Origin of the sequence: Rhizobium sp. CBN3 (assembly GCF_030518245.1) — a bacterium.
In the GTDB taxonomy this organism is placed as follows: domain Bacteria; phylum Pseudomonadota; class Alphaproteobacteria; order Rhizobiales; family Rhizobiaceae; genus Rhizobium; species Rhizobium aethiopicum_A.
The window spans coordinates 422128-442379 of sequence record NZ_JAULSE010000003.1 but is presented as its reverse complement, the minus strand read 5'-3'; the positions used below and the strand labels follow the sequence as shown (position 1 = coordinate 442379).

Below are 20252 nucleotides of genomic sequence, written 5' to 3'. Positions count from 1 at the left end.
CGTTCTCCGCGCGTAAGTCAATAAAAGCTGCCTATTGAAGGAGTTAAAGAATGGCTGCGAAAGAAGTGAAATTTCATAGCGATGCCCGTGAACGCATGTTGCGTGGGGTCGATATCCTGGCCAATGCCGTGAAGGTGACGCTTGGCCCCAAAGGCCGCAACGTCGTGATCGACAAGTCCTTCGGCGCGCCGCGCATCACCAAGGACGGCGTTTCCGTCGCCAAGGAGGTCGAACTCGAAGACAAGTTCGAAAACATGGGTGCGCAGATGCTGCGCGAAGTCGCATCGAAGACGAATGACCTCGCCGGCGACGGCACCACGACTGCGACGGTGCTCGCCCAGGCGATCGTCAAGGAGGGTGCCAAGGCGGTCGCCTCCGGCCTGAACCCGATGGACCTGAAGCGCGGCATCGATCTTGCCGTCGACGCTGTCGTCGCTGAACTGAAAACTAACGCCCGCAAGATTTCCAACAATTCCGAAATTGCCCAGGTCGGTACGATCTCCGCCAATGGTGATTCCGAGATCGGCCGCTACCTTGCCGAAGCAATGGAGAAGGTTGGCAACGAAGGCGTCATCACGGTTGAAGAGGCCAAGACCGCCGAAACCGAACTTGAAGTCGTTGAGGGCATGCAATTCGACCGCGGTTATCTCAGCCCCTATTTCGTCACCAATCAGGACAAGATGAGGGTCGAACTGGAGGATCCCTATATCCTGATTCATGAGAAGAAGCTGTCGAACCTGCAGTCAATGCTGCCGGTTCTCGAAGCCGTCGTTCAGTCCGGCAAGCCGCTCCTCATCATCGCTGAAGACGTCGAAGGCGAAGCGCTCGCAACGCTCGTCGTCAACAAGCTGCGCGGCGGCCTGAAGATTGCTGCCGTCAAGGCGCCTGGCTTCGGCGACCGCCGCAAGGCCATGCTGGAAGACATCGCCATCCTGACCGGCGGCACCGTCATCTCCGAAGATCTCGGCATCAAGCTCGAAAATGTGACGCTGAACATGCTCGGGCGGGCGAAAAAGGTGGCGATCGAAAAGGAAAACACCACCATCATCGACGGTGCCGGTTCGAAGACGGAACTCGACGGTCGCACCGCTCAGATCCGCGCCCAAATCGAGGAGACCACCTCCGACTACGACCGCGAGAAGCTGCAGGAACGTCTTGCCAAGCTCGCCGGCGGTGTTGCGGTCATCCGTGTCGGTGGTTCGACCGAAGTCGAGGTGAAGGAGAAGAAGGATCGCGTCGATGACGCGCTGCATGCCACCCGCGCGGCAGTCGAGGAAGGCATTCTGCCGGGCGGCGGCGTGGCACTGCTGCGCGCGGTCAAAGCGCTAGACAATATCAAGACTGCCAATGACGATCAGCGGGTCGGCGTCGACATCGTCCGCCGGGCGATCGAAGCCCCGGTTCGCCAGATAGCCGAAAACGCCGGCGCAGAAGGCTCAATCATCGTCGGCAAGCTGCGGGAAAAGAGCGAATTCTCCTATGGCTGGAACGCTCAGACCGGCGAATATGGCGATCTCTACGCGCAGGGCGTCATCGATCCGGCCAAGGTCGTTCGCACCGCATTGCAGGACGCAGCTTCGGTTGCCGGCCTGCTGGTGACGACAGAGGCGATGATCGCCGAGAAGCCGAAGAAGGAAGCTGCTCCGGCCATGCCCACCAGCGCCGGCATGGACTTCTAAGCGATCGCTCGGCCCGCTCTGCCCACGGGGCGGGCCGTGCTACGCACTATCGAATGAAACAAGTTCCATCGGTCGACATCAATGGAGCCAAGCTATGAGAAAGGAAAACAGCAGCAATTCCATACAGCAGAATGCCGTGGCGGCCATCAGCGCGGCGCATCTGCTTCATCCGGCGAAGCATTTTGGTCACCCGCGTGACGTGCTTGCCGCTGCCGAGATCGACGACGACGAGAAGCGGGCAATTCTCGCTTCATGGGCATCCGATATCTTCGCGGTCGAATCCGTACCAGCCCTCCGCCTTTACCCAGGGGCGGAAAGAGCTGTATCCTGTGACGAGATCCTTGAAGCGCTGAAGGCTTTGGATAATGGCGATCGACCATCCGCGAGGCAGGATACGTCCGCTTCCCTGAATTCCAACAGGACCCGTCGTCGAAAACCACGCACCCGCCGGTTTCCCGGCCTTGGCTTGTGCAGCTACTGGGAAGGAGGACGGCGCCGACCGCTGTTCGAAACATGACTCTCCGTCCGGCCTGCCGTGTGCCTCTCGAGGACGCAGGCATGATTTTTGCCGACGGCTCTTTGCTCAACTGAGGAGGTTTGCCGATGAAGATCGCTCAGATTGCGCCGCTCGCCGAAAGCGTTCCGCCAAAGCTCTACGGCGGGACGGAGCGGATCGTTTCCTACCTGACTGAAGAACTCGTGGCACAGGGGCATGAGGTCACGCTCTTTGCCAGCGGCGATTCCGTCACCCGGGCGACACTCGTGTCGTGTGCGGACGTCGCCTTACGGCTCAATCCGGCGGTCAGGGACCATCTGCCGCATCAGGTCGTGATGCTTGAGGAGATCCGTCGGCGAGCGCATGAGTTCGACGTGCTGCATTTCCACATCGACCTGCTGCATTTCCCGCTGATCCGCGATTTTGCCGATCGAACGGTGACCACGCTGCACGGGCGACTCGACTTGCCGGATCTCAAGCCGTTCTACGCGGCGTTCCCCGAGATCCCACTGGTGTCGATCTCTAATGATCAGCGCCTTCCGATGCCACCGGTCGACTGGCGCGGAACGGTCTATCATGGTCTGCCGGCCGATCTTCTTCCCTTTACGGAGAACCCTAGGGGTAATTACCTGGCCTTCCTTGGTCGTGTTTCCCCGGAAAAGCGCCCCGACCGCGCCATCCAGATCGCGGCAAAGGTCGGAATGCCTCTGAAGATCGCCGCCAAGATCGATAATGCCGACAAGGCCTATTGGGAGACCGTCATCGAGCCTATGGTCAGGAGCCATTCACATGTAGAATTCATCGGCGAGATCGATGAACGTGAGAAAGCTGACTTCCTGGGAAATGCAGGCGCTCTGCTCTTCCCGATCGACTGGCCGGAGCCCTTCGGGCTGGTGATGATCGAGGCCATGGCCTGCGGTACGCCGGTCATCGCTTTCGGCTGTGGCTCGGTTCCCGAGGTCATTGACAACGGCATCTCCGGCATCCTGGTCGACAGCGTCACCGAGGCGGCCGAAAACGTCGAATGGGCACTCCGCCTCGATCGGCGCAAGGTGCGGGCCGCGTTTGAAAAGCGCTTCACCGCACGGCGAATGGCGTGCGATTATCTCGACATCTATCGCAGACTGCCTGGCGTTCGCACCAAAGCCGCGCCGATCCGCCGGTCGAATGGTCAAGCGCTCGACCTGCAGGCTGTCGCCTGAGGCAAGGAGGAGACATGTCAAACGTGACTGCGGAGAGCAATCCCGCCTCAGCATCGTCAGGCCTGGCGACGCCGGTCGCTCAGTTCTTCATTCCGGCCGCCGCATCGCTGCAGGAGCGCCGGCCGCGTACATTGAAGCACGGCGATACTTTCGCCGTCTTCGACCATAATGGCGATGCTCTTTCCGGTCCCGGCAGCCCGGAGGGCCTTTTCCACCGGGACACTCGTCACCTCTCGCATCTTTACCTGACGATCAACGAACAGCGGCCGATGCTTCTGTCGTCGACGCTGCGGGATGACAACGCGACGCTGACCTGCGATCTCACCAATCCTGATCAGTTCGATGACAAGGGAAGGCTGGTTCTGGGTCATGACGTGATTCATCTGCGCAGATCGCGCTTTCTCTGGAATGCCTGCTGTTATGAACGGCTGGCCGTGAGAAATTATGACGAGCGGCGGCAACATGTTCGCATTCAAATCTCTTTCGGGGCCGATTTCGCCGATCTTTTCGAAGTCCGCGGCACCGCAAGGGCAAGGCGAGGGCGCCATCTTCCCGCCGTCGTGGAACAGGATTGGATCCTGCTTTCCTATATTGGCCTGGACGATCGCAAGCGGTCGACGCGCCTTTCCTTCATGCCTCAACCGGCCGAGATTCGTAGCGATCTCGTCACTTACGACCTTCATCTGGAGCCGCACGAGACCAAATCGCTCTTCATCCAGATCGGCTGCGACCATACTTCCGCCGATCGGCTGAGCCGCCTTTCCTTCTTCCTTACCTTGCGGGATGCCCGCCGTGCGTTGCGCGCCTCCTCCTCGCGCGCGGCGTCGGTCACAACCTCCAACGAGATCTTCAACGAAGTCGCGCGACGCAGCGCCTCCGACCTCTACATGCTGATCACCGACAAGCCGGAAGGTCCCTATCCTTATGCCGGCATTCCCTGGTTCAGCACCGTTTTCGGCCGTGACGCGCTGATCACGGCGCTTCAGACACTTTGGCTCGATCCGGAGATCGCCCGCGGGGTTCTCGGTCATCTCGCAGCCAATCAGGCGACGAACGTCGATCCTGCTTCGGATGCCGAGCCGGGCAAGATCCTGCACGAAGTGCGTTGCGGCGAAATGGCCGAACTCGGCGAAGTTCCATTCCGGCGTTACTACGGCAGCATTGACTCGACGCCGCTCTTCGTGATGCTGGCCGGAGACTATCTCAAACGAACCGGTGATCTTGCGACCATCGACCGTATCCTGCCTCATGTCGAAGCGGCATTGACCTGGATCGACGAATATGGGGATCGCGATGGCGACGGCTTCGTCGAATACGGGCGGCTGACCGAGGAAGGACTGATCAATCAGGCGTGGAAGGATAGCAACGACTCGGTTTTCCATGCCGACGGCACCTTGGCCCGAGGCCCGATCGCGATCGCCGAAGTCCAGGCCTATGTCTACGGCGCTTGGCAAAGTGCTGCCGAAATCTTCCGGTGGAGGGGCAAGCCGGAACGCGCGGCGAGCTTTCTCGCGCGCGCGGAGGGACTGCGCCGCGCCTTCGACTTGAGCTTCTTCGATGAGGAACTCGGCACCTACGTGTTGGCTCTCGACGGGGATAAACGGCCTTGCCGGGTCCGATCCTCCAATGCGGGCCATGCTCTGTTCACCGGTATTGCTTATCCTGAACGGGTCGCACAGGTGACCCGCACCCTTATGAATGCTTCGTCCTTCTGTGGCTGGGGCATCCGGACCATTCCCTCGACCGAAGCACGTTACAATCCTATGAGCTACCACAATGGATCGATCTGGCCACATGACAATGCCATGATCGCCAGTGGTCTTGCCCGCTATGGCTATCGCGCCGAAGCCGCGCGAATCTTCGAGGGGCTGTTTGCCGCTGCGACCTATATCGACCTGCGGCGGCTTCCCGAACTCCTCTGCGGCCTGCCGCGTCAACGCGCACGCGGACCGACCTCCTATCCGGTTGCCTGCTCGCCGCAAGCATGGGCGGCAGCCGCCCCTTTGTCGCTGCTGCAATCCTGCCTCGGCCTCGACTTCGATCCGAATAGTTTGCAGATCAGCTTCAGCGTGCCGCGGCTTCCTTCTTTCCTCGATGAGGTGATCTTGCGGCGCCTGCTGATCGGCAATGGCTCGGTTGACGTGGCCATCCGCCGGTCGAGACACCAGGTCGTGGTCGATGTCATCAATCGACAGGGCAATGTCAGCGTGCTCACCACGGCCTGATGAAGGACGGTGCAGGGAAGGCGGGTCAACCGCCTTTTCTAATCCGGTTCCTCTTCGTCCGACCTCAGCAGGTCAACAAGTGCAGCAACCCTGCCGGTCGGCAGATGCCGGCCCTCACCCACTAGGGCCTCGTCGTTATTGGCCCATGCAAACGCCTCGGCAAGCTCGGCTTGGCTTGCACCTGTCGCGATGATCTCGGCCACAAGCGTTTTGTCGGCAGGTCCAAGGACGGCGACGACGTCGTGTGAAGTCATTGTCATAACCATTGCTCCTTGCTCAAGCTCCAAACCATATGGTGGCGCCTTCGAAAAGGTCAATTTTTCTCGTCGAGAAATTCGATACTCTTGAAACCGTAAGACCCTGAATTATATTAGCATTGTTGATCGCCCAACAGGGATCGACACAAAGTCCAGGAGACGCCGGTCGCTCTTGGCGTCTCCTTGTGTCCATGTTGCTTGCAAGGAGGATATGGCTATGAGGACAAACCTCGATTTCTCTCCCCTGTTCCGGTCGAGCATCGGCTTCGAGCGGATGTTGAACGCGCTTGAGGCTGCAGGCCGCGCCGAGACAATCGATAACTGGCCGCCCTACGATATCGTCAAGGCTGGTGAGAACGACTACCGCATTGCCATGGCAGTGGCGGGCTTCTCGCAGGACGAGCTGGCAATCACGCAAGAGCAGAACATGCTCATGGTATCGGGGCAGAGGGCAGACAGCGAAGATGTTCAATACCTGCATCGCGGAATTGCCGGACGCTCGTTCCAGCGCCGATTCGAGCTGGCCGATCATGTCAAGGTTGTCGACGCCGGTCTGGTCAACGGTCTGCTGACCATCGATCTCAAGCACGAAATTCCTGAAGAGATGAAGCCGCGCCAGATCGAGATCGGAACTGGTCACGCGATGCCGAAGGCCGAGACCAAGCAGATAGAGGGCGGGACACAGGCGGCCTAAGCCTTCAGGTAGCCGAAGAACCACCAGAAAGGAGTAAAGCCATGAGTGTTCGTGATTTGATTCCCTGGGGTCGCAACAACGGCAGTCAGATGCCGAGTCTCCTTCGCGACGACGACCGCGATCCTTTCCTGTCGCTCCACCGCGAGGTCAACCGGCTGTTCGACGATGTTTTTCGCGGCTTCGGCCCCGGCCTGCCGTCACATCGCGGCGCCGGCGGCTTCGGTGCAGGCTGGCCGAGCGTCGAGATTTCGGACACCGACAAGCAAATCAAGGTGACGGCCGAAGTACCCGGTCTTGAAGAAAAGGACATCGAGGTCTTTCTCAATGACGGCGTGCTCACGCTGAAGGGTGAGAAGCGTTCGGAAACGGAAGACAAGGAGAAGCAGTTTTCGGAGCGCTACTTTGGCCGCTTCGAACGACGCATCCCGCTCGGCACCGAGGTCAAGGAAGACCAGGTCGAGGCCACCTTCAAGAACGGCATTCTGACCGTCACTCTGCCTAAGACCGAAAAGGCGCAGTCACAGGTCAAGCGCATCGCCATCAGAAGCTGACGAGCGCGGCGGCCGCCACCCGGCGGCCGCCGCTCATCCTTCACCAGGTTGGGAAGGATAAACGATGAAGATTATCGGACGTACACGCGAAAACACAGCACCGATCTCCCGCTTCTGCGCCTCGAACGACAATCGGCGCAGCCGCCTTCCTTTCACAGTTCCGCAGTTCCAAGGGAACAGCGTCGCCCGCATCTCATTTCTGGCTTCCCACTACACGATGACCGAGCTTTGCGGCGATGGTGGTTCAAACGCTGCCGCCGCAACCGTCTTCTGCCCGCAGGAGGCGGCCATTGATGATGCACCCAACTAAGAAGGAGAAATGATCGATGCTGAAGTCTCTGTCTTCCAACAACCGGACGGCTTTCGATATCGTCAATATCGTTGCCGGTCTTGGCCTTTTCATCTCGCCCTGGCTGTTCGGTTTCGCCGCTGAGACCTATGCCGCCTGGAATGCGTGGATCGTTGGCGCGGCCATTACCCTGATCGCCGTTGCCGCTCTCTACGCTTTCTATGAGGCCGAGGAATGGTGCAACCTGGTCCTCGGGCTATGGGCTGTGATCGCTCCGTGGCTCCTCGGCTTTTCAGCCGTGACAGCGGCCATGTGGGCGCATGTGATTGTCGGCCTGGTCGTCGCTGCCCTCGCAGCGGGCAGCATCTGGTTCAGTCATAACCATCCGTTGTCGACCGCATGACTGAGTGCGAACGGGCTCGGACGTCCGGGCCCGTTCGCCTATCTCTCCGCCAGCCGCCCCTGAAGGAGCGGATTGGCGGCCGATCAGACTGGTTGACGAGAGCGACGCGGTGATCGCCATTGATGAGTGCGCGGCCCTCTGCGCGAGGGCGGCGGATAGCCGATCATTGGTTCAGCGCCTATTCGGGCTCGAACACCATGGCATGGCCATTGATGCAGTAGCGCAGGCCGGTCGGCGGCGGGCCATCGGGAAAGACGTGGCCGAGATGGGCGTCGCAGGTGCCGCAGCGGATTTCTGTGCGCACCATGCCGTAGCTCGTGTCGCGATGCTCGGTCACAGCGTCCGGAGAGACCGCTTCGAAATAGCTCGGCCAGCCGCAGCCGGCGTCGAACTTCGTGTCGGAGCGGAAAAGCGGCGCGTTGCAGCCGACGCAGCGGTAGAGCCCCGTCTCGAAGGAATCCCAGTAGGGGCCGGTGAAGGCGCGTTCGGTCCCATGCTGGCGGGTAATGCGGTATTGCTCGGGCGTGAGCTGCTCTTTCCATTCGGCGTCTGATTTATGGATCTTGGCGGTGGTTGCAGTTTCGGACATGACGTGCTCCTTTCGCCGAGGGGCGGTTCCGGTTCGCGAGAAATGTGGTGCGCCGTCTTTGTTTCATCAAGCCTCCGGCGCCGGGCCTCGGGAATCGCGGCATGCAGCTATCAGGGAAGACGTCTGCTTTTACATCTATTAAGGGTTTTCTGTTAGGGTTAATGTTACGTGCATTGAGGAGCCATTGGTGTTTGAAGCCGCAATCGTCCTGCTCTACGGCCTCGTGGCCGTGACCGCTATGGCGGTCACGCTGCTGGAGGGCTGGGCCAATCATGCCGGTTTGACGTTCCATCGTCTCGCCGGACTTCTCGCCTGCCTGCTCTGGCCGCTGACGCTTTTGCTCTTCGTCCTGCACGGCTCGGTCGTCCGGCTGCTAACGCGTCTCTCCCGCTCGCTGGCCTGATCACGGCAACTCCCTGAGCCCATGCTATTGGCGTCTTAACCTGTTTTATGCCGAACTTATGCACAGGAAGCTGTGAGTAAAGCTTGGCCTAAAGTCCTATAATTCTTCATCAGCCATTTTTTCTCAAGAAAAACGACAAATAATAATTGGCCTTTCGGCCAAACGATGGTATTTGAAAATGCAAGTAGAATTCTGATTGTGAATTACAATCGTACTGCTTCCAAGTCCCTCAGTTTTGATTTTTCAATGTCTAACTGGGGCCATCGCCTGGAGCAAGACGGTAGTGGTTTTCGGTCAGACAGTATAAGAACAGGTCTCGGACTTCGGAATCTAGGGGTGGATTTCACGTTTTTCGAAACAGAAGATTGCTTCCTGTGCTTTTGCTGTTCGCTTCTACGAGGCGGGTCTTTGGTGTGACAGTCAAAGATCGTTTGAGCATGCTAACAGGAGAAAAAATATGACGGATATGGCGACCGGCAATGGGCCGGAGCTGCTTGTGGAACTGACGGCCGACATCGTCGCGGCTTATGTCAGCAACCACGTTGTCCCGGTCAGCGACCTGGCGAATCTGATTTCCGACGTGCATTCGGCACTGAGCAACACGTCCGTACCGCAGCCCGCTGCGGCCGTCGTCGAAAAGCAGAAGCCTGCAGTCTCTGTCCGCAAGTCCGTACAGGACGAGCAGATTACGTGCCTGGAATGCGGCGGCAACTTCAAGTCCCTCAAGCGTCACCTCATGACGCATCACAGTCTCTCGCCGGAAGAATACCGTGAGAAATGGGACCTGCCGACCGACTACCCGATGGTAGCGCCCGCCTATGCCGAAGCGCGTTCGCGCCTGGCAAAGGAGATGGGCTTGGGTCAGCGCCGCAAGCGCGGCCGCGGCTGAGCTTTTCGAAGCAGTCAACGACAAAAGCCGGGTCTTGCGCCCGGCTTTTCTGTCTGTACCGCAAACATGATGCCGAAAACCGGAAGCGTTTCCGGGGCGTTGGCTGTCCCGGCCTGTTAAATGAAAGCAGGATTCAGACTTTGGTCCGAACGGCCCAGAGTTCATCCTGTTCTGAACGAGGATAATAATCTCCCTGACAATTCTGCCGCTATCGCAAGTCATGCACGGGGGAGACGGGATATTATCAGGAAGCCCCTCTTACGCTTGGGAGGGCGGCGTAGAATGTATTCCTATACTATAAGAAAGTGTTAATATAGTCGATTGGCCGTTTCCGCAAATGCGCAATCGGCCGCGCCCGCCGACCGAATCGATCGCGTTCAGGCCGCGGCGCGGACTTTCGCCTCTTCCCGGATTCGCTTCACCATCGAGCGCAGCCCGTTCGAGCGCTGCGACGACAGGTTCTCCACCAAGCCGATCTTCGAGAAGATCTCGAAGGCATCGAGAGCAGCGATCTCGGAAGCCGGCTTGCCGGAATAGGTGGCAAGTACGATGGCGACGAGGCCGCGCACGATATGCGCGTCGGAATCGCCTTCGAAACTCAAGATTGGGTTTTCCGGATCGCCCGACGTATGCGTCACCAGCCACACCTGGCTGGCGCAACCCATCACCTTGTTCTCCGAGGTGCGTTTTTCCTCGGCGAGCTCGGGCAGCGCCTTGCCCAGTTCGATGACATAGCGGTAGCGGTCTTCCCAATCGTCCAGGAAGGCGAAGTCATCGATGATCTGGTCGAGGGATGCCATAAAAAGCCTTTCACCTTTTGGCATGCTGGCAAAACGACACGGCAATTTTGCGTCCGGACATGCTCTAGGACTGCATATAGGTGATAGACCGACAGATTTGAACCGCTAAAGCGCGTCGTCTTGCCGATGCCGCGCTCCAGCTTTTATTTTACGCACGTCGTTATCGAAAACCAGCGCACATTATTGTGCGACATGCTCTCAAAAGAAACGCCGTGAGGGATGGGCATCCTCACGGCGCAGCAATCTGCTGAATTAAACAGGGCAGGCACGTCAGGCATGGGGCATTTCCGCGTCATGCGGACCACCGATGCAAGCTCTAAAGCATGTCGCGCAAAAGTATGCAGCGGTTTTGCGTGAAAGACATGCGGTAAAGGACCTAAAGCGCGGCAGGCGAATCTCAAAGATCGCACCGCGCTTTAGAATTCAATTGAGAAGCGGTCTCGCCTCCGAATGTTGCTCATGCGCGCCGGGCCGATTGCTCGCGCAATTTCGTCAGATCGCCGGCTTCGGCGTCGGCAGCGGGATCGCGCCGGTTACTACGGTCGCGGCTTCATCGTCGACCGGCGGACGGTAAGGCATCGGCTGGTTGAGCGCAGCCTTTGCCTCGCGTGCCTTTTCCTGAACGGAAGGAGAGGCGAGGGAGGGTGCGGCGGCTGCCACCCGGTTTGCGGGTTCGGCGGGGCTTGCGGTCGTCGGCGGTTCGTCCGTGAATTGGCTGTCGAGAAGTTCGTAAGCGACGCGGGCGCCCTCACGGGCCCGGTAGCCGAGCGCCGTCAGGGTCTCGGCGCCTTTGGCACAGACCTCCGGCTTTTCCGAGCACATGCCAGTGAGATAGTCATAGGCGCCGCTCGCCGCCGTGAATGCATCGGAGAGCTGCAATTGCGGGCCGCCGGCGAGCTTGTCGGATCCCTCCGTGCTGAAGACGGAAAGAAGCACGAGCACAAGGCCAAACCAGAAGGATCCTTTGATCAGAAACCACATTGTCGTTGCCCATCCTGTTTTCCCGTCCGGTTCTATCGCCGAATCAGGCCGGTTGTCCGGTGTGCTTTCACCATATCGGCAAGTTGCGAATGCCGCTTTTCGAAACTCGTGCGCATTTGCGGCAAATTTAATTCAAATTTTAGCGAAGTGCATTTGAGCCGCATTTAAGTCGAATGCGAGCGATTGTCGTTAAGTATCAGGGCGGCACCTGCTTGCAATTGCAGGGCTTTTGCCGGTTCGCCTTGCCACAGGAGTTAACGCGATGCTGAAATATGAAGGGAATCCGTCGCTTACTGGCCATTAACCACAAAAAGCAAAGGAGCTCTCGGATGCTCCAAAATGGGAATTTCTGCTCTTTCTGGCTGTGAACAGCGCCTTTGCCTTATCCTTTCCTTAAGTCGCGGCGGCCTATTGTCCGGATCGACAGACAGCCTCTTTGGGCGGGTATTGCGTGCGAGTATTGAGTGACATTGGCGGCTGGGTGACGACCCTCGTAGACCGGGCGGCGACAAGCTGGCTTTCCCGGACGGGCGGCGGCGAAGCCGTGCGCCAGCGCGAGCTTGCGATTCTGCGCCGCCTCGTGCTGCTCTCCTCGGCCGCTCTCGTCGCCGCGCCTGTCGGTCTTTCGGCGGTCACCAGTCCGGCCGTCGCGCTGCCGGCCGGCGTCGCCATGGTCTGCGCCGCCTTTCTCTTTTCCGCCGTCGGCAGCATCGCGCTGGCCCGCCAGGGCTCGTCCGCCGGCATTGCCGCACAGTCGGCCGAGGATTTCTTCCTCGCCGTCACCCCCGGCCTCGTCTTCTTCCTGGATCCGCACGGCAGCGTCGCCACCATCGGCGGCCGCGACCGGCGCGATTTCCTTGCCTGGATGCGCGATCCGAAGGGCAGGGGCTTCCTGGAGCAGGTGCATGTCTCAGACCGTATCCTGTTCTTGCAGGCGCTCGATGAGCTCAGGCGCGGCGAAGATGCCGCAAGCGTCGATCTGCGCCTCGACCGGCCTTCGGTCTCGCGCGATCAGCGCCAGTTCACCTATTTGAGAATGGACATGACGGCGCGCCGTGATGCCGATGGCGAGCTTGCCGCCGTCATCGCCCAGCTGCGCGATGTCTCCGTCGAGCAGCAGCTGCGGGCCGAAGCCCAGAACCGTGCGGCCGAGGCCGAGTCGGCAAATGATGCCAAGTCGCGCTTCCTCGCCGCGGTCAGCCACGAACTGCGCACGCCGCTGAATGCCATCCTCGGCTTCTCCGATATTCTGATCGGCGAATATTTCGGGAAGTTCGAAAACGACCGCCAGCGTGAATATGTCGGACTCGTCCGCGAATCCGGCGCGCATCTGCTCTCCGTCGTCAATACCATGCTCGACATGAGCAAGATCGAAGCGGGGCGCTACGAGCTGATTCTCGATGCCTTCGATATCTCAAGCTCCGTCAGATCCTGCGAATCGATGCTGGCTTTGCAAGCAAAGACCAAGGGCGTCACGCTGACGAGCCGGATTCAGCGCGGGCTTGGCGAGATCGTCGCCGATCAGCGCGCCATCCAGCAGATCCTCATCAATCTCGTCGGCAATGCCGTGAAATTCACCGAAGCCGGCGGCGTCGTCTCGGTCGATGCGGCGGCGCGTGACGGCATTCTGAAGCTTACGGTCAGCGATACCGGCATCGGCATTGCCGCCGATAAGCTGGCGATGCTCGGCCAACCTTTCGTCCAGATTCAGAACGATTACACCCGCCGCTTCGAGGGCAGCGGTCTCGGCCTCTCGTTGGTCAAGGGGTTAGTGGCGCTGCATGGCGGCAATTTTGCCATTGCCAGCCAGCCGGGCGAAGGTACGATCATCACCGTTGAGATCGCGGTGGATGGCTCGGGCGCCCGGCGCGCCGAAAATGCCGGCCATGGCGCGACCGTCGAATTTCCGCCGCGGCTGAAGGACGCGGTCGGCACCGGAGCAGAATTGGAAGAGGGGCTTTTCGATGGCCGCGCGCAAGCGAAAATCGCCTAAGGGAAAGAAGCGACGGCAGCAGCCGGGCCTTGTCGTGTCCGGTGCGGCCGCTCTCGGGGGGCTCGGCCTGCAGGGAGCCTCCGCGCTGGGTGGTCTAGGGCTGCAGGGGGCGTCCGCGCTCGGCGGCGTCATCGGCCGTAATCCGTCGGTCGCCGGCGGCACGATCGCCTTCTTCGTCATCTTCTCCTTCGTTGCGGCCAACGCGCTCTGGTATCAGCCTGGCCTGCATCCGCACCCGATTTTCCGCACCCGCGACCCGCAGTCTCCCAATGTGCTCGGTGCGCGCCGTCCAACCGACGAACAGCCGGCTGAGGTCACCACCTTCCGGATCGAACGGCCGGAGGATGCCGCCACCACCAGCGGGACGCCGGCGCCGGCCGCAGCCGCTCAGCAGCCGAGCCAGCTCGTCATGGACATCCAGCAGCAGCTGGTGCGTCGCGGCCTCTATAACGGCACCGCCGACGGCATCATCGGTCCCCGCACCAGCGCCGCCATCCTGTTTTTCCAGGAGACCGTCGGCATGGCCCAGACTGGGGAAGCGACGCCGGAGGTGCTGGCCGCGCTGAGAACCGACGCTGCCGGCCCCTCGACTGTGCCTGTGGAAAAACCGCCTGAGGATGTCACCTCGAAGGCGGCGGCGGAAGACCCGGTGGCTGCCGCGATCCGCAGCGCCGAAAAGACCGTCAAGACGGCTCCGTCAGCCGCAAAGCAGCTTCCATCGAGCGAGCTCGCCACCGTCGACCTGGTGCTGAAAATCCAGAAGGGCCTTTCCAACATGGCTTATGCCAATGTCGGCGTCGACGGTGTGGCGGGCGAGCAGACCCGCGCCGCGATCCGCCATTTCCAGAAGCACTATAACCTCCCCGAAAACGGCGAACCGAACGAAGCGGTGCTGAAGAAGTTGAAGGAAATCGGTGCGATCTAAGGCGTTCGCGCCGTAGATTACAACCTAAGTCCAAGACCCTAGCGCCGTTTGCAACTTGTTAACCATGTTGTCCGAAGCTTTGCCCATTGCGGCGGGGGAATGTCGGTCATGCATGCGCTGAAGGCGATAGACGATCTGGCCGGAGAACCGGCGGCTAAAGCGGAAAGCCCGGATCGCGAGGCATTGCGCCACATCCTGCAGCGCCTTGCTGAAGAAGCCTCCACCCTTGGCATCGATCTCGTCGATATTGCCGGCGCCATCCAGGACATGGCGGCGATGTCGGCGCGCCACACCTCCGCCTTCGATCATGTCACCAGCACCGCACTTTCGATTGCCGAGACCAATCGCTCGGTCGCCCTGTCGCTGCGCGAGACCGACCGCACGGCGGCCGAAGCCCGCCAGATGCTCAAGGAATCGGCCGACCGCTTGTCCGGCTCCGTTGCCGAGATCGGCCATATGGTTCAGGCTTCCAACGTCATCGGCGCCGAAATCGCCGGCTTCTCGAAATCGCTTGCGGATGTCGACAAGATTGCCGAGGAGATCAGCACCATAGCCCGCCAGACCAACCTTCTGGCGCTGAACGCCGCGATCGAGGCGGCGCGCGCCGGCGAGGCAGGAAAGGGTTTCGCCGTGGTTGCCGCCGAAGTGCGCGCACTTTCGCTGCAGACGTCGAAGGCGACCGGCTCCATTCAGGACACGCTGGATGAGCTGCGGGTGAAGATCGACCGGCTGTCGGCGGTCGGCGGCAATGCCCGCGACAGCGCCGCCGGCGTGCGCGACAAGTCGGAGGCGATGCGCGGCGCCTTCGAAAGTATGGAACATGTCATCACCCGCATTCTCGACAGTTCGACCGTCATGGCCAACACCACCGAGGCGGTCGACCAGCAATGCGCCGGCTTCGTCCAGAAGCTCGGCGAGATGTCCGCCGAGGTCGCCGATTCGAATGTCAGGCTGCAGCAGGCGGCAAAACGCGTCGACAGCGTCGTCGGCCTCTCGGAAACGCTGATCCAGCTGACGGCGAGCGCCGGCGTCAAGACCGCCGACAGCCGCTGGATCGAGGAAGCAAAATCGGTGGCAAGGCAGATATCAGGCGCTTTCGAACGCGCCGTCGCCGAGGGTCAGATCGGTTTCGATGCCCTCTTCGACCGGCGCTACCGGCCGCTGCCTGACACCGATCCGGTTCAGGTGATGGCCGCCTTCACCGAGCTCACCGACCGTCTGCTGCCGCCGATCCAGGAGGCCGTCGTCGCCCTGGACGAGCGCGTCGCTTTCTGCGCGGCGGTCGACGAAAACGGTTATCTGCCGACCCATAACCGGAAGTTTTCGCAGCCACAGCGGCCAGGCGACGTCGTCTGGAACACCGCCAATTGCCGCAATCGCCGCGTCTTCGCCGATCGCGTCGGCCTTGCCGCCGGCCGCAGCACCGCACCTTTCCTCGTCCAGACCTATCGCCGCGACATGGGCGGCGGCAATTTCGTGATGATGAAGGATATCTCCGCGCCGATCACCGTCAGGGGCCGCCATTGGGGTGGCTTGCGGCTGGCGATCAAGGTCTGACGCATTCGTCAAGGCTCGACTGCGGATTGCCGGCGCTGGCGCCGGTCTTAGAGCCTTTCCGAGCTAGATTGAAGCATTCTGCCGGCGCAGGTTTTCGTCAGGGCAAAGGCGATTGGCGACGGGCATACCCCAAGGTACGTCCGAGCCGATCGCCTTTGATCCTGGCTAGAGCAATTCCTTGCTTATCGGAATCGTTGCGGGATTCCCATATGTGGAACGGCTCTGCGGTCAAGGTGTTCAATCGTTGATATTCCGAGGGCTGGTGCGCCCATATGTCCGGCCTTTTAGCGCAGCATTGGGCTACTGGCCTTGATGACGTTCGCGGCTGGAGTGACCTAAACAAATCAGCGAGCTCGAAGCACGTTGGGAATCACGGTCTTGATCCAACCCGGATGTCTTTCCTCGGGGTCATCATTGATGTTGCACCTTGGGCTTCAGCTTGTCAGCGAGGACAAGCGGTCTCTAGGCTGTCATTGTTTTGCTCGCGGTGTTTTGGAAATGCCCTCCTCTTACTTGGAGAGCCCAAATAATGCGCGCCATCTTGTTGGCTAGCGCAATGACCGCGACCTTATATGGCCTGCGCTTGATCAACTCCGTGAGCCATGCTGATGCCTTTGCGCCTCGACGTGCGTGCTGTATGACGGCGGACGCCCCCACAACCAACAGAGATCGTAGGACCGGGTTTCCCATTTTTGAGATTCTTCCCAATCTGGTCTTCCCACCTGTGGAGTTTGATTTCGGGGTCAGGCCTATCCAAGCCGCAAAATGACGACCAGACTTGAAGGCCCCTGGATCGGGTACAAATGCCGCAATAGAGCTGGCAGTGATTGGCCCCACACCTGGAATTGAGGTCAGCCGCCTCAATGTCGCATCCTGTCGAGTTTCGCGGACCATGTACTTCTCCAATTTAACGATCTCTGACGTGTATGCCTCTATCTGATGGGTCAGTGGCAACAGGGCGATGCGGGCTAAGGGCGGCAAGCGGGCATCATCCTCATCACGGACGATTGCGGCGAGGTCGTCGACCTTGCCCACACCTCTGGATACGGTAATGCCCAGTTCGGTAAGATGACCGCGCAGAGCGTTGATCGTTTGGGTGCGCTGCCGAACCAACAAGTCCCGTGCCTTCAAGAGCATAGCCGTGGCTTGTTGGCCGACGGTCTTGTGCGGTACGAAACGCATCGACGGTCGGCCTACAGCTTCGCATATCGCCTCAGCATCTGCCGGGTCATTCTTTCCTCTTTTGACATAAGGCTTCACATACGCAGGTGGGATCAATCGAACTTCATGTCCGAGAGCCTTGATCTCTCGTGCCCAATAATGAGCGCCGCCGCACGCCTCTAAACCAACAACGCAGGACGGGACTTTGCTGAAGAACTTCAAAACCTCTGAACGTCGAAGCTGCCTGCGAAGGACGGCGTTTCCGTCGTTGTCCACTCCATGCAACTGAAAGACCTGTTTGGCCGTGTCGAGGCCGATGGTTTTGATCAAAGTCATGAGAAGGCTCCATGTTCTCCGCCGAACCACACGCTCGGCACCGGGATTCAGGATAGGGTGGGAGCAGAGCCGTTCCACAACATCAAATCAGCAGAATTGTGATTCATCCTGGATGCTGGAATGGAGGCCAGCATCGATGACGCGACCTTATTCGAATGATCTTCGTGAGCGTGTTGTTGCGGCAGTTTCGGCCGGTCAGAGTTGCCGGGTGGTGGCGGAGCGGTTCGACATTGCCGTTTCCTCTGTGGTGAAGTGGTCGCAACGCCATCGGGCAACCGGCAGCGTCTCGCCGGGCAAGATGGGCGGCCATCGTCGGCGGGTGTTGGAGCCGCATCGTGCCTTCATCGTCGAACGGATCGAGCAAACATCCCACCTGACGCTGCATCGGCTGAAGGATGAGTTGGCCGCCCGCGGCGTGAGCGTCTCCCACAATGCCATCTGGCAGTTCATGCGCCGCGAGGGCCTGAGCTTTAAAAAAACGCTGTTCGCCCTTGAGCAGGGCCGCGCCGACATTACCCGCCGCAGAGCCCGCTGGAAAGCCTGGCAAGGCCGCTTTGATCCGAAGCGGCTCGTCTTTATCGATGAGACTTGGATCCGCACCAACATGGCGCCGTTGCGCGGCTGGGGCCCGAGGGGCAAGAGACTGCGCGGCTTTGCTCCGCATGGCCGCTGGCGCACGCTCACTTTCCTCGGCGCCTTGCGCTGCGATCGGCTCACTGCGCCCTGCGTCTTCGACGGTCCCATCAATGGCGAGTGCTTCGACGCTTATGTCCGCCAGCAGTTGATCCCAACCCTCAAACCCGGCGACATTGTTATCCTCGACAATCTCGGCTCCCACAAAGCCAAGGCCGTCCGCCACGCCATCAGGGCGGCTGGCGCCAGACTGTGGTTTCTGCCGAAATATTCTCCCGACCTTAATCCGATCGAGCAGGCCTTCGCCAAGATCAAGCACTGGATGCGCCAGGCCCAAAAGCGAACCGTCGAGGACACCTGGCGCCATCTGGGCCACCTCGCCGACACCATCAAGCCCGACGAATGCGCCAACTACTTCTCAAACGCAGGCTACGCTTCCGTCAAAACGTGAAACGCTCTAGAGATGCCCGGCCCACCGGCCCGCACCGCTTCGCCGTGGCGAAGCGATAAGTGCGTCCGGCGATTCTGAAGTCTTGCAGATTTGCCAGGCAAATCTGCGGGAGGGTTGGCTGAAACGGGCCGGCTGATCGACCGGCCGGCTTGGCCGTAGAGCGCGGCTACGACACGCGCCCGCCGGTCGACCATACGACTCCGTTTGAGCCAACAGAATGCTTCAATCTAACTCGGAAAGGCTCTATACCGCGCCGATGAGATTACGCGCCGACATCTTCGTATCTTCCCTTCTGCGCCGCGTCTTCGCGAGTGGTGATTTCGCGGCTGTGGAGAAGAAGGGCGCGGAGGAGGCGGGCGCGATCTTCATCCGCCAGCACTTCCGCGACGGCCTGGAGACCCTCTATGCGCCGGCGCCGCAGACCGCCTTCGGCGAAGACGAGATCCGAGACCGGTTGTTCGAAGTCCGTCTCGCGCGAAGCGAGCCGGAAGCGGTGCGGGCGATACTGGATCGCGAACGCCGCTTCGACCCAGATCTCTGGATCGTCGAGCTGGAGGCGGAGGAATTGGGGGACATGATCCCCTTGGCGGGGGATCGCTGAGGGTCAGGTCTTCTTCAACTCAACGCGACCGCCGCCCCAGCGCGCGCATATCGCGCTGCACCAGCGCCTGACGGATGAAGCGGTGGGTTTCTGTTCCCCGAGATGTGTCCGAATCGGGTGCCTCGGCCTTGTAGGTGTAACGATCGGCGCGCCGCCAGGCCTCCACCCTTTCGTGGCATTCTTCCGGATCGAGCGCATCGAGCACCATCCAGCCGCGCGTCACATTGTGCTGTTGTTCGGCAAGATGCGGATAGAAGCGTTCCAGCACGAAGACGGCGTCGAGAAAGCCCATGCCGAGGCTCGTCAGCGTCGTGGCGAGCTGCTGGCCGGAGAGGTCGAGCATGATGCGTTCGGCAAGCCAGCGGCTGGCGGAAAGCGCATCGGCAAGTGCGGTGGCGAAATGCGTCGCCTCGTGCGACCGGGCGAAGCGCACCAGCAGCGCCTCCTGAACGTCGGTGAGGGTGCGCAGGCCGAGCCTGTGTTTATCATCGCGGCCGAGATGGCTGGCGAGATCGAGGATGCGTCCGCGCAAGGCTTCTTCATTGGCGACGCGCTGCTCCTCCAGCGCTTCGGCCTCGTTGCTCTCCACCTGAACCGGCGAAAGCGGGACGGTCACCGGTTCCGTGATCGGCGCCGAAGCGGCCGCGGCGCGCGGCTGGGTCTGGCGCAACGCCACCAGCGCGTCGATGACCTTCGGCGAGAGCGAATCGCGGCTGACGATCGCCTTGACATGCGCCGCACCCTGCATGCGCGCGATGGTGATCAGCGTGTCGTCGGCAATGGCCTTCGAGGCGATAAGGAAAGGCGCGGCGATCTCGATCGGCTGATTGCCGATGAACAGCGCCACGGCTGCCGGCATGGTCTCGCATTGGGAAAGGGCCGCGACCGCCTGGCGCTTGGCCTCCTCGGAGGAAGCTTGGAACAGCGGTGTGAAAAGTTCGGCGAATTGGCGCAGCTCGGATCGTGTCGGACGAGATAGGCTCTCGAAACTGCTCACCGTCGCCATTAACACCACGTCCTTTTTCCTGACGGCCAATGGGCCCTCCAGGTCTCGAAACCGGTCACGCACAAGCACACCCTGAAAACGCAGAACCAAGGGAAACCACGGGCCGATAGCGCTGGCGGAGACGCCTCTCG

The 20252-nt window shown here is 60.5% G+C and carries 21 protein-coding genes; 15 read left to right on the top strand and 6 right to left on the bottom strand.

The window, feature by feature from the left end:
* Window positions 1–50: 50 nt before the first annotated feature.
* The 4 genes from groL (at window position 51) to QWJ46_RS07430 (ending at window position 5602) form a co-directional block, all read left to right on the top strand.
* Window positions 51–1679 carry a chaperonin GroEL gene (gene groL, locus QWJ46_RS07445; protein ID WP_302750178.1) on the top strand — a complete coding sequence of 543 codons (1629 nt, stop codon included), beginning with the start codon at window positions 51–53 and terminating at the stop codon, window positions 1677–1679.
* Between the two features lie 94 nt (window positions 1680–1773).
* Complete coding sequence (locus tag QWJ46_RS07440; protein WP_302750177.1) at window positions 1774–2196, top strand: hypothetical protein; 423 nt, start codon at window positions 1774–1776, stop codon at window positions 2194–2196.
* Between the two features lie 86 nt (window positions 2197–2282).
* On the top strand, window positions 2283–3377 hold the full coding sequence (locus QWJ46_RS07435; protein WP_302750176.1) for a glycosyltransferase family 4 protein: 1095 nt from the start codon (window positions 2283–2285) through the stop codon (window positions 3375–3377).
* 14 nt (window positions 3378–3391) lie between these two features.
* Window positions 3392–5602, top strand: coding sequence for an amylo-alpha-1,6-glucosidase (locus QWJ46_RS07430; RefSeq protein ID WP_302750174.1), 2211 nt, complete (start codon window positions 3392–3394; stop codon window positions 5600–5602).
* A 38-nt stretch (window positions 5603–5640) separates the two neighbouring features.
* On the opposite strand, the gene QWJ46_RS07425 is transcribed toward QWJ46_RS07430, so the two are convergent.
* Window positions 5641–5862, bottom strand: coding sequence for a hypothetical protein (locus tag QWJ46_RS07425; protein ID WP_184458812.1), 222 nt, complete (start codon window positions 5860–5862; stop codon window positions 5641–5643).
* A gap of 214 nt (window positions 5863–6076) precedes the next feature.
* Here QWJ46_RS07425 and QWJ46_RS07420 point away from each other — a divergent pair, with 214 nt between their 5' ends.
* From QWJ46_RS07420 to QWJ46_RS07405, 4 genes are all read left to right on the top strand, one after another.
* The gene (locus QWJ46_RS07420) at window positions 6077–6553 is read left to right on the top strand and encodes an Hsp20 family protein (protein WP_064801297.1); all 477 of its coding nucleotides are present in this window, start codon (window positions 6077–6079) and stop codon (window positions 6551–6553) included.
* Between the two features lie 41 nt (window positions 6554–6594).
* Window positions 6595–7104: an Hsp20/alpha crystallin family protein gene (locus QWJ46_RS07415; RefSeq protein WP_302750171.1), complete on the top strand. Its 510-nt coding sequence runs from the start codon at window positions 6595–6597 to the stop codon at window positions 7102–7104.
* A gap of 64 nt (window positions 7105–7168) precedes the next feature.
* Window positions 7169–7414 carry a hypothetical protein gene (locus QWJ46_RS07410; protein WP_302750170.1) on the top strand — a complete coding sequence of 82 codons (246 nt, stop codon included), beginning with the start codon at window positions 7169–7171 and terminating at the stop codon, window positions 7412–7414.
* Between the two features lie 16 nt (window positions 7415–7430).
* Window positions 7431–7796 carry an SPW repeat protein gene (locus tag QWJ46_RS07405; protein ID WP_064801301.1) on the top strand — a complete coding sequence of 122 codons (366 nt, stop codon included), beginning with the start codon at window positions 7431–7433 and terminating at the stop codon, window positions 7794–7796.
* Window positions 7797–7974: 178 nt separating this feature from the next.
* Here the strand turns inward: QWJ46_RS07405 and msrB are convergent, their stop codons facing one another.
* On the bottom strand, window positions 7975–8385 hold the full coding sequence (gene msrB, locus QWJ46_RS07400) for a peptide-methionine (R)-S-oxide reductase MsrB (RefSeq protein ID WP_184458808.1): 411 nt from the start codon (window positions 8383–8385) through the stop codon (window positions 7975–7977).
* A gap of 187 nt (window positions 8386–8572) precedes the next feature.
* On the opposite strand from msrB, the gene QWJ46_RS07395 reads away from it, so the two are divergent.
* Together QWJ46_RS07395 and QWJ46_RS07390 are read left to right on the top strand one after the other, a co-directional pair.
* Window positions 8573–8788, top strand: a complete 216-nt coding sequence (locus QWJ46_RS07395; RefSeq protein WP_184458807.1) for a hypothetical protein — start codon at window positions 8573–8575, stop codon at window positions 8786–8788.
* 457 nt (window positions 8789–9245) lie between these two features.
* Window positions 9246–9677, top strand: a complete 432-nt coding sequence (locus QWJ46_RS07390; RefSeq protein ID WP_010060045.1) for a MucR family transcriptional regulator — start codon at window positions 9246–9248, stop codon at window positions 9675–9677.
* Between the two features lie 377 nt (window positions 9678–10054).
* Here QWJ46_RS07390 and QWJ46_RS07385 read toward each other — a convergent pair whose 3' ends face one another.
* Complete coding sequence (locus tag QWJ46_RS07385; RefSeq protein WP_097599837.1) at window positions 10055–10477, bottom strand: SufE family protein; 423 nt, start codon at window positions 10475–10477, stop codon at window positions 10055–10057.
* A 492-nt stretch (window positions 10478–10969) separates the two neighbouring features.
* Window positions 10970–11458, bottom strand: coding sequence for a DUF5330 domain-containing protein (locus QWJ46_RS07380; RefSeq protein ID WP_302750160.1), 489 nt, complete (start codon window positions 11456–11458; stop codon window positions 10970–10972).
* Window positions 11459–11909: 451 nt separating this feature from the next.
* On the opposite strand from QWJ46_RS07380, the gene QWJ46_RS07375 reads away from it, so the two are divergent.
* The 3 genes from QWJ46_RS07375 to QWJ46_RS07365 all read left to right on the top strand — a co-directional run bounded on the left by QWJ46_RS07375 (window position 11910) and on the right by QWJ46_RS07365 (window position 15933).
* Window positions 11910–13451, top strand: coding sequence for a HAMP domain-containing sensor histidine kinase (locus tag QWJ46_RS07375; RefSeq protein WP_302750159.1), 1542 nt, complete (start codon window positions 11910–11912; stop codon window positions 13449–13451).
* Window positions 13423–14376: a peptidoglycan-binding domain-containing protein gene (locus tag QWJ46_RS07370; protein WP_302750158.1), complete on the top strand. Its 954-nt coding sequence runs from the start codon at window positions 13423–13425 to the stop codon at window positions 14374–14376. The genes QWJ46_RS07375 and QWJ46_RS07370 overlap by 29 nt, the downstream gene beginning before the upstream one ends.
* Before the next feature lie 108 nt (window positions 14377–14484).
* Window positions 14485–15933 carry a methyl-accepting chemotaxis protein gene (locus QWJ46_RS07365; RefSeq protein WP_302750278.1) on the top strand — a complete coding sequence of 483 codons (1449 nt, stop codon included), beginning with the start codon at window positions 14485–14487 and terminating at the stop codon, window positions 15931–15933.
* 462 nt (window positions 15934–16395) lie between these two features.
* On the opposite strand, the gene QWJ46_RS07360 is transcribed toward QWJ46_RS07365, so the two are convergent.
* Window positions 16396–17430 (bottom strand): IS110 family transposase, encoded by a 1035-nt coding sequence (locus tag QWJ46_RS07360; protein ID WP_302750157.1) that lies wholly within the window; start codon window positions 17428–17430, stop codon window positions 16396–16398.
* A gap of 136 nt (window positions 17431–17566) precedes the next feature.
* Here QWJ46_RS07360 and QWJ46_RS07355 point away from each other — a divergent pair, with 136 nt between their 5' ends.
* Entirely contained in the window at window positions 17567–18514 is a 948-nt protein-coding gene (locus tag QWJ46_RS07355) for an IS630 family transposase (RefSeq protein WP_302750277.1), read from the top strand.
* Window positions 18515–18770: 256 nt separating this feature from the next.
* A complete protein-coding gene (locus QWJ46_RS07350) occupies window positions 18771–19115 on the top strand; it encodes a DUF1491 family protein (RefSeq protein ID WP_085777486.1) in 345 nt (114 codons plus the stop codon).
* Window positions 19116–19134: 19 nt separating this feature from the next.
* Here the strand turns inward: QWJ46_RS07350 and QWJ46_RS07345 are convergent, their stop codons facing one another.
* The gene (locus tag QWJ46_RS07345; RefSeq protein ID WP_302750156.1) at window positions 19135–20184 is read right to left on the bottom strand and encodes a hypothetical protein; all 1050 of its coding nucleotides are present in this window, start codon (window positions 20182–20184) and stop codon (window positions 19135–19137) included.
* Window positions 20185–20252: the final 68 nt, after the last annotated feature.

Coding starts and splice junctions, on each gene's coding strand:
- groL (WP_302750178.1), top strand. CDS start 51: ATGGCTGCGAAAGAAGTGAAATTTCATAGCGATGCCCGTGAACGCATG.
- QWJ46_RS07440 (WP_302750177.1), top strand. CDS start 1,774: ATGAGAAAGGAAAACAGCAGCAATTCCATACAGCAGAATGCCGTGGCG.
- QWJ46_RS07435 (WP_302750176.1), top strand. CDS start 2,283: ATGAAGATCGCTCAGATTGCGCCGCTCGCCGAAAGCGTTCCGCCAAAG.
- QWJ46_RS07430 (WP_302750174.1), top strand. CDS start 3,392: ATGTCAAACGTGACTGCGGAGAGCAATCCCGCCTCAGCATCGTCAGGC.
- QWJ46_RS07425 (WP_184458812.1), bottom strand. CDS start 5,862: ATGACAATGACTTCACACGACGTCGTCGCCGTCCTTGGACCTGCCGAC.
- QWJ46_RS07420 (WP_064801297.1), top strand. CDS start 6,077: ATGAGGACAAACCTCGATTTCTCTCCCCTGTTCCGGTCGAGCATCGGC.
- QWJ46_RS07415 (WP_302750171.1), top strand. CDS start 6,595: ATGAGTGTTCGTGATTTGATTCCCTGGGGTCGCAACAACGGCAGTCAG.
- QWJ46_RS07410 (WP_302750170.1), top strand. CDS start 7,169: ATGAAGATTATCGGACGTACACGCGAAAACACAGCACCGATCTCCCGC.
- QWJ46_RS07405 (WP_064801301.1), top strand. CDS start 7,431: ATGCTGAAGTCTCTGTCTTCCAACAACCGGACGGCTTTCGATATCGTC.
- msrB (WP_184458808.1), bottom strand. CDS start 8,385: ATGTCCGAAACTGCAACCACCGCCAAGATCCATAAATCAGACGCCGAA.
- QWJ46_RS07390 (WP_010060045.1), top strand. CDS start 9,246: ATGACGGATATGGCGACCGGCAATGGGCCGGAGCTGCTTGTGGAACTG.
- QWJ46_RS07385 (WP_097599837.1), bottom strand. CDS start 10,477: ATGGCATCCCTCGACCAGATCATCGATGACTTCGCCTTCCTGGACGAT.
- QWJ46_RS07380 (WP_302750160.1), bottom strand. CDS start 11,458: ATGTGGTTTCTGATCAAAGGATCCTTCTGGTTTGGCCTTGTGCTCGTG.
- QWJ46_RS07370 (WP_302750158.1), top strand. CDS start 13,423: ATGGCCGCGCGCAAGCGAAAATCGCCTAAGGGAAAGAAGCGACGGCAG.
- QWJ46_RS07365 (WP_302750278.1), top strand. CDS start 14,485: ATGCATGCGCTGAAGGCGATAGACGATCTGGCCGGAGAACCGGCGGCT.
- QWJ46_RS07360 (WP_302750157.1), bottom strand. CDS start 17,430: ATGACTTTGATCAAAACCATCGGCCTCGACACGGCCAAACAGGTCTTT.
- QWJ46_RS07355 (WP_302750277.1), top strand. CDS start 17,567: ATGACGCGACCTTATTCGAATGATCTTCGTGAGCGTGTTGTTGCGGCA.
- QWJ46_RS07350 (WP_085777486.1), top strand. CDS start 18,771: ATGAGATTACGCGCCGACATCTTCGTATCTTCCCTTCTGCGCCGCGTC.